The sequence below is a fragment of the Citrobacter europaeus genome (genome assembly GCF_037482245.1).
Taxonomy (GTDB): Bacteria; Pseudomonadota; Gammaproteobacteria; order Enterobacterales; family Enterobacteriaceae; genus Citrobacter; species Citrobacter europaeus.
Genome location: NZ_CP148084.1, coordinates 4,216,565 through 4,229,347 on the forward strand (window position 1 = coordinate 4,216,565; position 12,783 = coordinate 4,229,347).

Genomic DNA, 12,783 nt, shown 5'->3' on the forward strand with positions numbered 1-12,783 from the left:
GCGCAGCGCATCCGGCAACATGATTAGACGTCCTTCACCCGCCCGGTCATCACCAACGTAACGACAGAAATTGCCGCAATCACCCAATAGACGGCAAAGTGGCCGTAGCTTTGCGCAACAGCTCCCTGAATCACTCCCGCCAGGATGACTCCCGTTGAAATACTGTTAGTAAATAGTGTGGTCGCTGACCCCGCTCGTCCGGGCATCAAATCCTGAAACCACAGCATGCCTATCCCGGCGATAATACCGATAAATACCGCGTTAAACAGTTGCAGCACCAGCAGCGCCGTACGGCTGTGAAAGAAGATTAAACCCAGATAAAACAGCACGCCCGCCGCAACTGCCGCGATCATCATTCGCCGTTTACCAAAGCGCTTCACGTAATAGCCCGCCAGAATCATCGCCGGAATTTCCAGCCCAGCCGCCGTTCCCATCAGGATCCCGGCCAGCTTGTCCGGCAAGCCCAGCTCAAGGCTTATCCACAGCGGCATATCGATGATGTACATGGTATTGCAGGTCCACATCAGCGTGGAGGCAATAAACAGCATGCGCACATTTTTGTCCTGCCAACCGCCAGTGTGTTCGAGCGGCACATCTACAGGCTGCTCCACCCGCGCGACGGACGGCAGTATCAGCGCAATCAGCACCAGGCTAATGGCAAAAATCCCTGCGGCAATGGAAAACATCGCCGTAAAGCCGTAATTCAGCGCCAGCATGAAGGCCAGCGGCGGTCCAATCACCCATGCCAGTGAAAGCTGCGCACGCATCACCGAGCTAAACATCACCACTTCACGCGCGGAGTTATCAGCATATTCTCGCGCCAGCGCAAACAGCTGCGGCATCGCGGTATTCGCCAGCGAGGCCAGCAGCACACCGCAGGTGATCAGCGTAAGATAGTGGCGATTAAACGCAAACAGCAGCGCGTTGCCAATTGCCATCAGGCAACAGAACATGATCAGCTTGCGCCGATCGCCCTGGCTGTCGGATCGTTTCGCGAGACCCAGGCTGACAACGATCCCGACAATCGCATTGACGGTGTAAAACAGCCCGACCCAAAATGGCTGCGCCCCGACTTCACGGCTCAGGAACAGGCTCAGCGTGGGGGCCTGTAATGCCCCCGCCACGCCCATCATAAAAGCGACCAGCATAAATGCCGCGTAAACGCCGTTGAGGCGCCGTCCCATGGTCATAATCCAGAGCATATCTTTCCTTTTAAGCGCAGCTGAAACGAAAAAAGCCAGCAGAAAAAATCTGCTGGCGGGTGATTTTACACCAATACTCAGTCACACATGATGTCTGCAATTCCCAATTCAGGAGTCAGGCTGTCACCTCCCACTGCATCAGCTCTTCGAGCATCTTTAAGCGCTGCGGTGCGCTCAGGCAAGCCAACCAGGACGATTTTTCCGTCGCGGTAAAGTACTCCAACCAGAACTGACGCATAGATGACCCCTTCGTTGTCTCATCGCTTCATCGGAATCTATTATTGGCTTAATATAGGGATTATAAAATTGCTGAGTTTTCCGCAGGAGTTCCCCTTTTATGTCTTCTGGTCGTTTGCAACAACAGTTCATCCGTCTGTGGCAATGCTGCGACGGCAAAACGCAAGACACAACGCTTAACGAGCTGGCGGAGCTTCTGAGCTGCTCGCGCCGCCATATGCGTACGCTGCTTAATACCATGCAGGAACGTGGCTGGTTAACGTGGGAAGCCGAAGTTGGACGAGGTAAACGCTCGCGCCTGACATTCCTCTATACCGGGTTGGCGCTCCAGCAACAGCGGGCAGAAGACCTGCTGGAACAGGATCGCATCGATCAACTGGTGCAACTGGTCGGTGACAAAACGGCCGTACGGCAGATGCTGGTTTCCCACCTCGGCCGCAGTTTTCGCCAGGGTCGACACATCATGCGCGTTCTCTATTATCGTCCCATGCACAACCTGCTTCCGGGTACGGCATTGCGCCGCTCCGAAACCCATATCGCCCGGCAAATCTTCAGCGCCCTAATACGGGTAAATGAGGAAAATGGGGAACTGGAAGCGGACATCGCCCATCACTGGCAGCAGATTTCACCTTTACACTGGCGATTTTTCCTGCGCCCGGGGATCCATTTCCATCATGGCCGCGAACTGGAAATGGAAGATGTCATCGCCTCGCTGATGCGCATTAACGCTCTGCCGCTGTACTCACACATCACGCAAATCGTCTCGCCCACGGCCTGGACGTTGGATATCCATCTGTCCCAGCCTGACCGCTGGCTTCCCTGGTTATTGGGGCAAGTCCCCGCCATGATCCTGCCGCGAGAATGGGAAACGTTAAATAACTTCTCCAGTCACCCGATTGGCACTGGCCCATATGCGGTGATTCGCAATACCAATAACCAACTGAAGATTCACGCATTTGATGATTACTTTGGCTACCGGGCGCTGATCGACGAAGTTAACGTTTGGGTGCTGCCCGACATCGGCGAAGAGCCTGGCGGCGGGTTGACGCTAAAAGGCCCCACGGAGGATGAAAAGGCGATCGAGAGCCGGCTCGAAGAAGGCTGCTACTACCTGCTGTTTGATACGCGCACCCACCGTGGCGCTAATCAGGAGGTCCGCGAGTGGGCTAGCCGCGTTCTCTCGCCAACCCATTTAATCTGCCACGCCGACGAACAGTACCAACGACTGTGGTTCCCCGCCTACGGTTTGCTTCCCCGCTGGCACCATGCCAGACCCGGCCATGGTGAAAAACCAGCCGGACTGGAAACGCTGACTCTCACTTACTATCGCGATCACATCGAACACCGGATTATCGCGCAGATCATGAAAACGCTGCTGGCGGAACATCAGGTACAGTTGAATATTCAGGAGATCGACTACGATCAATGGCATGCGGGTGAAATAGTTAGCGATATCTGGCTCAACAGCGCCAACTTTACCCTACCGCTGGACTTCTCGTTGTTCGCGCATCTCTGCGAAGTCCCATTACTGCAAAACTGTATCTCGCGGGACTGGGAAAACGATGCCGCCCGCTGGCGAACGGGCGAAATGAGCCTGGCGGCATGGTGCCAACAACTGCTCGCCACAAAGGCCATTGTGCCGTTGATCCATCACTGGCTGATCATTCAGGGCCAGCGCAGTATGCGCGGGCTACGCATGAATACTCTAGGCTGGTTTGATTTTAAATCGGCGTGGTTTGCACCGCCGGATCCTTAATTGCTGCTGAGCAACAAAATCATTACACTAACGCCGTTCTCAACGGGGTGCTAAATAAAAAACATACACAAAATCATTCGATCTGCGTATGGGCTGAGAGATACCCGTCGAACCTGATCCGGATAATGCCGGCGAAGGGATTTGAGTCAGTTCCTCAAGTCCTTTGCCACCCAACTCTTGAGGTGCAAAGTGTTTAAAAAATGTCTTCCGCTTTTACTGCTGTGCGCAGCGCCTGCCTTCGCTAAACCTGTACTGACCGTCTACACCTACGACTCGTTCGCAGCTGACTGGGGCCCAGGCCCGACAATCAAAAAAGCCTTTGAAGCTGACTGCAACTGCGAGCTGAAACTGGTCGCGCTGGAAGATGGCGTCTCACTGCTTAACCGCCTGCGCATGGAAGGAAAAAACAGCAAAGCCGACGTCGTGCTGGGTCTGGATAACAACCTTCTGGAAGCCGCAACGCAAACCAAATTGTTCGCCAAAAGCGGTGTACCAGGTGACGCCGTTAACGTGCCCGGCGGCTGGAAAAACGATACCTTCGTTCCGTTTGACTACGGCTATTTCGCCTTCGTTTACGATAAGAACAAGCTGAAGAATCCGCCCAAAAGTCTGAAAGAACTGGTAGAAAGCGACCAGAAATGGCGCGTCATTTATCAGGATCCGCGCACCAGCACGCCTGGTCTGGGTCTGCTGCTATGGATGCAGAAAGTCTATGGCGATAAAGCGCCAGAGGCGTGGCAGAAACTGGCAGCCAAAACCGTCACCGTCACCAAGGGATGGAGCGAAGCCTACGGCCTGTTCCTGAAAGGTGAAAGCGATCTGGTGCTCAGTTATACCACCTCTCCGGCCTATCACATCATCGCCGAGAAAAAAGACAACTACGCCGCAGCCGACTTTAGCGAGGGCCATTATTTGCAGGTGGAAGTCGCCGCTCGTACCGCGGCCAGCAAGCAGCCGGAACTGGCCGAGAAATTCCTGAAGTTTATGGTGTCTCCGGCATTTCAGAATGCGATTCCGACCGGCAACTGGATGTATCCGGTAACGCAGGTCGCCCTGCCGCCAGGATTCGAGCAACTGAATAAACCAGCCACCGCGCTGGAATTTACGCCGCAGCAGGTTGCAGCTCAACGCCAGGTATGGATTAGCGAATGGCAACGCGCCGTCAGCCGTTAATTCCCGGCTGGCTGGTTCCAGGGCTTACCGCCGCCACGCTGATGGTGGCCGTTGCCCTGGCCGCGTTTCTGGCACTGTGGTTTAACGCCCCGCAGGGAGAATGGCTCTCGCTGTGGCAGGACGACTACCTGTGGCACGTGGTGCGCTTTTCTTTCTGGCAGGCTTTTTTATCCGCAGTGCTGTCGGTCATCCCGGCGATTTTCCTGGCCAGAGCTCTCTATCGTCGTCGTTTTCCTGGACGTCTGGCGCTGCTGCGCCTGTGCGCGATGACGTTAATCCTGCCAGTGCTGGTGGCGGTCTTCGGTATTCTTAGCGTCTATGGTCGTCAGGGCTGGCTGGCCTCGCTCTGGCATACATTGGGGCTGGAATGGACCTTTTCGCCATACGGTTTACAGGGCATTCTGCTGGCGCACGTCTTTTTCAATCTGCCGATGGCCAGTCGTCTGCTGTTGCAATCACTGGAAAATATTCCCGGCGAACAACGACAGTTAGCCGCTCAGTTGGGTATGCGCGGCTGGCATTTCTTCCGCTTTGTTGAATGGCCATGGCTACGCCGTCAGATCCTTCCCGTTGCGGCGCTCATCTTTATGCTCTGTTTCGCCAGCTTCGCCACCGTTTTGTCGCTGGGCGGCGGGCCGCAGGCCACCACCATCGAGCTGGCGATTTATCAGGCGCTTAACTTTGATTACGATCCCGGTCGTGCAGCCATGCTGGCGTTGATCCAGATGGTTTGTTGTTTAGCGCTGGTACTGCTCAGCCAACGTCTGAGCCGCGCTATTGCTCCCGGCACCACGCTGGTTCAGGGCTGGCGCGATCCCGACGATCGTTTGCACAGCCGCCTGACAGACGCTCTGCTGATTATTCTGGCCCTGCTGCTGTTGTTGCCGCCGCTGCTGGCGGTGATTGTCGATGGCTTTAACCGCCATATGCTGGATGTTCTTAGGCAACCTGTACTGTGGCAGGCGCTGGGAACCTCGCTGCGCATTGCGCTGGCGGCAGGAGCGTTGTGCATTGTACTCACCATGATGCTGTTATGGAGCAGCCGTGAACTACGTGCCCGACAGCAGGTGCTGGCAGGTCAAATGCTGGAGCTGAGCGGCATGATGATCCTCGCCATGCCGGGTATCGTGCTAGCTACCGGCTTCTTTCTGCTGCTCAATAATACTATTGGGCTCCCCGAATCTGCCGACGGCATTGTCATTTTTACCAATGCGCTGATGGCGATCCCTTACGCGCTGAAAGTGCTGGAAAACCCAATGCGTGACGTCACTGCGCGCTACAGTATGTTGTGCCAGTCGTTGGGAATAGAGGGATGGTCGCGCCTGAAAGTGGTTGAACTGCGCGCCCTGAAGCGTCCGCTAGCGCAGGCGATGGCTTTTGCCTGCGTGCTGTCGATTGGCGATTTTGGCGTGGTGGCGTTATTTGGTAATGAGGATTTCCGCACCCTGCCGTTTTATTTATATCAGCAGATTGGCTCTTATCGCAGTCAGGATGGCGCGGTTACGGCATTATTACTGCTGATCTTGTGCTTTACGCTGTTTACCGTTATTGAAAAATTGCCGGGTCGAAATGTTAAAACTGATTGATATCACATGGCTTTATCACCATTTGCCCATGCGCTTTACGCTGTCGGTCTCGCGCGGTGAGCAGGTAGCAATACTCGGGCCCAGCGGTGCCGGGAAAAGTACGTTGCTGAATCTGATTGCCGGCTTTCTCACGCCAGCCAGCGGCACGATGATGATTGAAGGTGAAGATCACACCGCCACGCCGCCCTCACGCCGCCCCGTTTCCATACTGTTTCAGGAAAATAACCTGTTCAGCCACCTGAGCGTGCAGCAAAACATTGGCCTGGGCCTTAATCCGGGATTGAAGCTGAACGCGCTTCAGCGGGAGAAAATGCGCCACATCGCCCAGCAAATGGGGATCGACTCTCTGCTGGAGCGCCTCCCCGGTGAGCTTTCCGGCGGACAGCGACAACGCGTGGCGTTGGCGCGTTGCCTGGTGCGAGAACAACCCATTTTGCTGCTCGATGAACCGTTCTCTGCGCTCGATCCTGCGCTGCGCCAGGAGATGTTAACGCTGGTCGCCGAGGTCTGTCGCGAGAAACAGCTTACATTGCTGATGGTTTCTCACAGCGTAGAAGATGCGGCGCGAATTGCGCCCCGATCGGTTGTGGTCGCCGACGGGCGCATCGCCTGGCAGGGCGAAACGGATGAGTTATTACGCGGTCAGGTCAGCGCCTCGGCGCTGCTGGGCATTGAAGCATAGTGCGTTGCCGGATAAGGCGAAGCCGCCATCCGGCAAAAGATTCGTCAGTAACCCACGACCTTACGCAGAATATCGATATACACCGGCATCAGCGGATGACGCAGTAACGCCACCAGCGCGACCACGCCGATCCCGAGCGTCAACGGCGCCAGATACAGCAAACGGCTGCGGGGAAAATACGCAGTTAGGCGATCGACAGCCGCTTTGCCACTGCGCCACAGCCGCCAGCACAGCCAACCGCCCACCCATAGCAGCAGCGCCGTCCCCAGCAGCAACCATTTGAAATCTCCGCTCTGCATATCAGAAGGAATATCGATTGCCGCCCCCGCCAGGATCCCCGGCAAGAAGTAGAACGGCGGCCACAGGATGCAGCCAATAATGTTCGGGACGATAAATTTAGCGACAGGCAGATCCAGCATGCCCGCCACCATTGGCACCAGCGGACGCGTCGGCCCGACAAAACGGCCCACCAAAATAGTAAACATGCTGTGCTGATGCAGCGCGTGCTCGGTTTTATCCAGCAGCGCCTTGTTCTTTTTCATAAACGACCAACGGTGCAGCGGCTTTTTAAAGCGCCAACCCAACCAGAAGGAGATCCAGTCCCCCAACAGGCAACCAATGATGCCCGCAAGCCAGGCATGCCAGAAGTTCAGTTCGCCGCTGCCAATCAGCGCCCCCAGCCCCGCCATCATCACGGTCCCGGGCAGAATCAGGCCAACCAGCGCCAGCGACTCCAAAAAGGCCACCAGAAGTACGGCGATCAGAGAGTACAGGGCGGACTGGAGAATAAAGTGTTCAAGCAATGCTTGCATAATGTGTCCGTCAGATTTACGAATCAGGGATTTTGATAACCCTTCTCAACTTCGTCAAGCCATCAATTGTCTGAATAGATTGCGAGTTATGACAACTTTCAGGACACATCATTCACTTTTTATTCACATCCAGCGCGAAACTCGCTCGGGCTGGCGCCGGTACATTTTTTGAAAACACGAGAAAAATAGAGCTGATCGTCAAAGCCAACATTGCGCCCGACGGTGGCGATCGGCATACGTGTGGTACTCAGCAATAGCTTCGCCTGGCTGATGCGCTGATCCTCACGCCAGCTTAATACGCTAATTCCAAGCTGTTGGCGGAAGAGATGCGACAAGCGGGAAGGCGACAGGCAGACATGCTGCGCGACGCTGGCGATGTCAAAATTACTGTCCGCCAGGTGATCGCTGATGTACTGGCAGGCATCGCGTACGCGGTTGTCCATGGGCGGGTGCAGCGATTCGTTAATAGCTTCCATCCGTCGCAGCAATAACTGCTCCAGTAAATTAATCGCTAACAGTTCGGAATAGCGGCCTTCTCCCTGCCCGGCGTTGATTATCTGCCCAAACAGTTCATTAAAATGCGGCTGATGCGCTTCATCCGGACGAAAGAAACCGGTCTGGGCAAAAATGGCCGGCCAGGCCAGCCACTCCTGCCAGTAAGCGCGCGGACGAAAGTAAACCCACTGGTGATACCATTCGCTGGCGTCAGGATGACGTCCATAATGGTGAATTTCTCCAGGTGGAAACAGCAAAATATCACCAGGCCGGCAGACAAACTGCTTGCCCTGATTATTAATAACCCCTTCGCCACGGATGGTGAGATTGAGGATATAACCCTTCATCCCCAGCGGTCTGTCGATAAAAAAATCCAGGTACCCGTTTGCCTCAATGGGGGTTAATCCGGCCACCAAATGCGCGTTAAACGAATAGCCTGGCAGCAAGGGATCGTTTTGCGTTTCAGCCATAATTTCAATACTCCCTATATTCTGCTAAGAAACAATTTGTCCATATAACGCCAGACATCATCGGCATCGCCCCTGCGTGCCGCAGTGTTTGCGGTAATGGACCATCAACCCCGCTTGTGAAAAGCAATTTGTAAAAAACATGTACTGGGCCAACGTCAAAATCAGCTAACAAAAGTGTCTATAACTACGGCAGAAATGTCCACATTGATTATTTGCACAGCGTCACACTTTGTGATCCCACAGCATTTTAGTCCATAAGATTAGCGGATCCTGCCTGACGGTTTTTATCCCCACTCACTACTGTTTATCCATACCCGTATTTTTGGATGGAGTAAGACGATGGCGATTGCAATTGGCCTCGATTTTGGCAGTGATTCAGTACGCGCATTGGCAGTGGAATGTGCCACCGGTGAAGAAATCGCCACCAGCGTAGAGTGGTACCCACGTTGGCAGCAAGGGCAGTATTGCGACGGCCCGAACAACCAGTTTCGCCATCATCCGCGCGACTACATTGAATCCATGGAAGCGGCGCTGAAAACCGTACTGGCCGAACTGAGCGCGGAACAACGCGCGGAAGTGGTCGGCATTGGCGTTGACAGTACCGGTTCAACCCCGGCCCCCATCGATGCCGACGGCAACGTACTGGCGCTGCGTCCGGAGTTCGCGGAAAACCCAAATGCAATGTTTGTTCTGTGGAAAGATCACACCTCAGTAGAAGAAGCTGAAGAAATCACCCGCCTGTGCCACACGCCGGGCAAGAGCGATTACTCCCGCTATATCGGCGGTATTTATTCCAGTGAATGGTTCTGGGCCAAAATCCTGCATGTGACTCGCCAGGACCACGCGGTTGCCGAAGCTGCGGTTTCGTGGATTGAGCTGTGCGACTGGGTTCCGGCCCTGCTCTCCAACACCGTACGCCCGCAGGATATTCGCCGCGGTCGCTGCAGCGCCGGGCATAAATCCCTGTGGCATGAAAGCTGGGGCGGTCTGCCGCCAGCCAGCTTCTTTGACGAACTTGACCCCATCCTCAACCGCCATCTGCAATACCCAATGTTTACCGATACCTTCACGGCCGACCTGCCGGTTGGCACCCTGTGCGCCGAGTGGGCACAGCGTCTGGGGTTAGCGGAAAGCGTGGTGATTGCCGGCGGCGCTTTTGACTGCCATATGGGTGCGGTCGGCGCGGGCGCACAGCCCAATACGCTGGTGAAAGTCATCGGCACGTCGACCTGCGACATTCTGATTGCCGACAAGCACAGCGTCGGCGAGCGCGCGGTGAAAGGCATTTGCGGCCAGGTTGATGGCAGCGTGGTGCCGCATTTTATTGGCCTCGAGGCGGGTCAGTCTGCATTCGGCGATATTTATGCCTGGTTTAGCCGCGTGCTGAGCTGGCCGCTGGAACAGCTTGCCGCGCAACACCCGGAGCTGCAGTCCCAGATTAAAGCCAGCCAAAAACAGCTGCTGCCAGCGCTAACCGAGGCCTGGGCGAAAAATCCATCGCTTGATCATCTGCCGGTAGTGCTCGACTGGTTCAACGGTCGCCGTACGCCCAATGCCAATCAGCGTCTGAAAGGCGTAATTACCGATCTGAATCTGGCAACCGACGCGCCGGCGCTGTTCGGTGGTCTGATTGCCGCCACAGCCTTTGGCGCACGCGCCATCATGGAATGCTTCACCGAACAAGGCATTGCGGTTAACAACGTCATGGCGCTTGGCGGTATCGCCCGTAAGAACCCGGTCATCATGCAGGCCTGCTGTGACGTGCTAAACCGTCCGCTGCAGATTGTCGCTTCAGACCAGTGCTGTGCGCTCGGTGCGGCAATCTTCGCCGCCGTTGCCGCGAAAGTACACGCCGATATCCCAGCCGCGCAGCAACAAATGGCGAGCGCCGTGGAAAACACGCTGCAACCTCGCCCAGAGCAGGCTCAACGTTTTGAACAGCTTTACCGCCGCTATCAGCAATGGGCAGTAAGCGCTGAACAACAATACCTTCCGACTGCCGCTCCGGCGCAACAAGCCCCGGTAGACCTGGCAACCCTGACACATTAAGGACACGACAATGACGATTTTTGATAACTATGAAGTGTGGTTTGTGATTGGTAGCCAGCATCTGTATGGCCCTGAAACCCTGCGTCAGGTAACCCAACATGCCGAGCACGTTGTTAACGCACTGAATACTGAAGCTAAACTGCCCTGCAAACTGGTATTAAAACCGCTGGGTACTTCACCTGACGAAATTACCGCTATCTGTCGTGATGCCAACTATGACGATCGCTGCGCAGGCCTGGTGGTCTGGCTGCATACCTTCTCCCCGGCAAAAATGTGGATTAATGGTCTGACTATCCTCAACAAACCGCTGATGCAGTTCCACACCCAGTTCAACGCCGCCCTGCCGTGGGACAGCATTGATATGGACTTTATGAACCTGAACCAGACCGCGCACGGCGGCCGTGAGTTCGGTTTCATCGGCGCACGTATGCGTCAGCAGCATGCCGTGGTCACTGGTCACTGGCAGGATAAACAAGCGCACGAACGCATTGGCTCCTGGATGCGCCAGGCCGTGTCCAAACAGGATACCCGCCATCTGAAAGTCTGCCGTTTTGGCGACAATATGCGCGAAGTTGCGGTCACCGATGGCGATAAAGTCGCTGCGCAGATCAAGTTCGGCTTCTCGGTAAATACCTGGGCCGTAGGCGATCTGGTGCAGGTAGTGAACGCAATTAGCGATGGCGAAATCAACGCGCTAATCGATGAATATGAAAGCACCTACACCATGACGGCGGCGACGCAAGTCCACGGTGAAAAGCGTCAAAACGTACTGGAAGCGGCCCGTATTGAGCTGGGGATGAAGCGCTTCCTGGAACAGGGCGGATTCCACGCCTTCACCACCACATTTGAAGATTTGCACGGCCTGAAACAGCTTCCGGGTCTGGCCGTACAGCGTCTGATGCAGCAAGGCTACGGCTTTGCGGGCGAAGGCGACTGGAAAACCGCCGCTCTGCTTCGCATCATGAAGGTGATGTCAACCGGTCTGCAGGGCGGCACCTCATTTATGGAGGATTACACCTACCACTTCGAGAAAGGTAACGATCTGGTGCTCGGTTCGCACATGCTGGAAGTGTGCCCGACCATCGCGGTGGAAGAGAAACCGATCCTCGACGTACAGCATCTCGGCATTGGTGGTAAAGACGATCCTGCACGTCTGATCTTCAACACCCAAACCGGTCCGGCAGTGGTTGCCAGCCTGATCGATCTCGGCGATCGTTTTCGCCTGCTGGTTAACTGCATCGACACGGTGCAAACGCCGCACTCCCTGCCGAAACTGCCGGTGGCTAACGCGCTGTGGAAGGCACAGCCGGATCTGCCAACCGCATCTGAAGCCTGGATCCTCGCCGGTGGCGCGCACCACACCGTGTTCAGCCACGCGCTGGATCTGAACGATATGCGCCAGTTCGCTGAAATGCACGATATCGAGATCGCAGTGATCGACAACGATACCCGTCTGCCGGCCTTTAAGGACGCACTGCGCTGGAACGAAGTGTATTACGGCTTCAAACGTTAACAACTGCCGGTTGGCGGCGTAGACACCTTATCCGGCCTACAGGGCTGTGCGATTTGTAGGCCGGATAAGCGTAGCGCCATCCGGCAAGATTCATCGGAGAGCATCATGTTAGAAGATCTCAAACGTCAGGTACTGGAAGCCAATCTGGCGTTACCTAAGCACAATCTGGTCACCCTGACCTGGGGGAACGTCAGCGCTGTCGATCGCGATCGCGGCGTGTTTGTGATCAAACCTTCCGGGGTCGATTACAGCGTAATGACCGCAGAAGATATGGTCGTCGTCAGTATCGCTACCGGTGAAGTTGTAGAAGGTACGAAGAAACCCTCTTCCGATACCCCGACGCACCGTCTGCTGTATCAGGCATTCCCAACCATTGGCGGTATTGTTCATACTCATTCACGCCATGCAACCATCTGGGCGCAGGCCGGTCAGTCGATTCCGGCCACGGGTACCACCCATGCGGATTATTTCTACGGTTCTATTCCCTGCACGCGGAAAATGACCGAGGACGAAATCAACGGCGAATATGAGTGGGAAACCGGTAACATGATCGTTGAAACCTTTGAGAAACAAGGCATTGACGCTTCGCAGATGCCTGGCGTGCTGGTGCATTCTCACGGTCCGTTTGCCTGGGGAAAAAATGCCGAGGATGCGGTGCATAACGCCATTGTGCTGGAAGAAGTCGCCTATATGGGGATCTTCTGCCGTCAACTCGCGCCACAGTTGCCGGATATGCAACAAACCCTGCTGGATAAACACTACCTGCGCAAACACGGCGCAAAAGCCTACTATGGGCAGTGAAATTAAT

The 12,783-nt window shown here is 55.3% G+C and carries 11 protein-coding genes and 1 riboswitch; of the genes, 7 read left to right on the forward strand and 4 right to left on the reverse strand.

Annotated elements, in window-relative coordinates; translation table 11 throughout:
• Nucleotides 1–23: 23 nt before the first annotated feature.
• Both WHR59_RS19760 and sgrT read right to left on the reverse strand, forming a co-directional pair.
• The gene (locus tag WHR59_RS19760; protein WP_043018415.1) at nt 24–1,202 is read right to left on the reverse strand and encodes a sugar efflux transporter; all 1,179 of its coding nucleotides are present in this window, start codon (nt 1,200–1,202) and stop codon (nt 24–26) included.
• Nucleotides 1,203–1,317: 115 nt separating this feature from the next.
• On the reverse strand, nt 1,318–1,440 hold the full coding sequence (gene sgrT, locus WHR59_RS19765) for a glucose uptake inhibitor SgrT (RefSeq protein ID WP_043018414.1): 123 nt from the start codon (nt 1,438–1,440) through the stop codon (nt 1,318–1,320).
• 99 nt (nt 1,441–1,539) lie between these two features.
• Here sgrT and sgrR point away from each other — a divergent pair, with 99 nt between their 5' ends.
• The 4 genes from sgrR to thiQ all read left to right on the forward strand — a co-directional run bounded on the left by sgrR (nt 1,540) and on the right by thiQ (nt 6,636).
• Complete coding sequence (gene sgrR / locus WHR59_RS19770; protein ID WP_087052185.1) at nt 1,540–3,195, forward strand: HTH-type transcriptional regulator SgrR; 1,656 nt, start codon at nt 1,540–1,542, stop codon at nt 3,193–3,195.
• 33 nt (nt 3,196–3,228) lie between these two features.
• Nucleotides 3,229–3,353, forward strand: a riboswitch (TPP riboswitch).
• Nucleotides 3,354–3,384: 31 nt separating this feature from the next.
• The gene (thiB, locus tag WHR59_RS19775; RefSeq protein ID WP_047406235.1) at nt 3,385–4,368 is read left to right on the forward strand and encodes a thiamine ABC transporter substrate binding subunit; all 984 of its coding nucleotides are present in this window, start codon (nt 3,385–3,387) and stop codon (nt 4,366–4,368) included.
• A complete protein-coding gene (gene thiP / locus WHR59_RS19780) occupies nt 4,344–5,954 on the forward strand; it encodes a thiamine/thiamine pyrophosphate ABC transporter permease ThiP (protein ID WP_075145211.1) in 1,611 nt (536 codons plus the stop codon). Before thiB ends, thiP begins: the two co-directional genes overlap by 25 nt.
• Complete coding sequence (gene thiQ, locus WHR59_RS19785) at nt 5,938–6,636, forward strand: thiamine ABC transporter ATP-binding protein ThiQ (RefSeq protein WP_338843391.1); 699 nt, start codon at nt 5,938–5,940, stop codon at nt 6,634–6,636. The genes thiP and thiQ overlap by 17 nt, the downstream gene beginning before the upstream one ends.
• Nucleotides 6,637–6,680: 44 nt before the next feature.
• On the opposite strand, the gene WHR59_RS19790 is transcribed toward thiQ, so the two are convergent.
• On the reverse strand, nt 6,681–7,448 hold the full coding sequence (locus WHR59_RS19790; RefSeq protein ID WP_043018409.1) for a DedA family protein: 768 nt from the start codon (nt 7,446–7,448) through the stop codon (nt 6,681–6,683).
• Between the two features lie 119 nt (nt 7,449–7,567).
• Entirely contained in the window at nt 7,568–8,413 is an 846-nt protein-coding gene (gene araC, locus WHR59_RS19795) for an arabinose operon transcriptional regulator AraC (protein ID WP_006686679.1), read from the reverse strand.
• Nucleotides 8,414–8,752: 339 nt separating this feature from the next.
• Between araC and araB the strand changes: the two genes are divergently transcribed.
• The 3 genes from araB to araD all read left to right on the forward strand — a co-directional run bounded on the left by araB (nt 8,753) and on the right by araD (nt 12,776).
• Entirely contained in the window at nt 8,753–10,462 is a 1,710-nt protein-coding gene (araB, locus tag WHR59_RS19800) for a ribulokinase (RefSeq protein ID WP_181230776.1), read from the forward strand.
• Between the two features lie 10 nt (nt 10,463–10,472).
• Nucleotides 10,473–11,975, forward strand: coding sequence for an L-arabinose isomerase (gene araA / locus WHR59_RS19805; protein WP_043018407.1), 1,503 nt, complete (start codon nt 10,473–10,475; stop codon nt 11,973–11,975).
• A gap of 105 nt (nt 11,976–12,080) precedes the next feature.
• Nucleotides 12,081–12,776: an L-ribulose-5-phosphate 4-epimerase gene (araD, locus tag WHR59_RS19810; RefSeq protein ID WP_338843392.1), complete on the forward strand. Its 696-nt coding sequence runs from the start codon at nt 12,081–12,083 to the stop codon at nt 12,774–12,776.
• The last annotated feature ends 7 nt before the right edge of the window (nt 12,777–12,783 follow it).

What these genes read in the sequence shown, in the direction of transcription:
- araD (WP_338843392.1), top strand. Translation starts at nt 12,081, where the DNA reads ATGTTAGAAGATCTCAAACGTCAGGTACTGGAAGCCAATCTGGCGTTA.
- WHR59_RS19790 (WP_043018409.1), bottom strand. Translation starts at nt 7,448, where the DNA reads ATGCAAGCATTGCTTGAACACTTTATTCTCCAGTCCGCCCTGTACTCT.
- sgrR (WP_087052185.1), top strand. Translation starts at nt 1,540, where the DNA reads ATGTCTTCTGGTCGTTTGCAACAACAGTTCATCCGTCTGTGGCAATGC.
- araA (WP_043018407.1), top strand. Translation starts at nt 10,473, where the DNA reads ATGACGATTTTTGATAACTATGAAGTGTGGTTTGTGATTGGTAGCCAG.
- sgrT (WP_043018414.1), bottom strand. Translation starts at nt 1,440, where the DNA reads ATGCGTCAGTTCTGGTTGGAGTACTTTACCGCGACGGAAAAATCGTCC.
- thiP (WP_075145211.1), top strand. Translation starts at nt 4,344, where the DNA reads ATGGCAACGCGCCGTCAGCCGTTAATTCCCGGCTGGCTGGTTCCAGGG.
- thiQ (WP_338843391.1), top strand. Translation starts at nt 5,938, where the DNA reads ATGTTAAAACTGATTGATATCACATGGCTTTATCACCATTTGCCCATG.
- araC (WP_006686679.1), bottom strand. Translation starts at nt 8,413, where the DNA reads ATGGCTGAAACGCAAAACGATCCCTTGCTGCCAGGCTATTCGTTTAAC.
- WHR59_RS19760 (WP_043018415.1), bottom strand. Translation starts at nt 1,202, where the DNA reads ATGCTCTGGATTATGACCATGGGACGGCGCCTCAACGGCGTTTACGCG.
- araB (WP_181230776.1), top strand. Translation starts at nt 8,753, where the DNA reads ATGGCGATTGCAATTGGCCTCGATTTTGGCAGTGATTCAGTACGCGCA.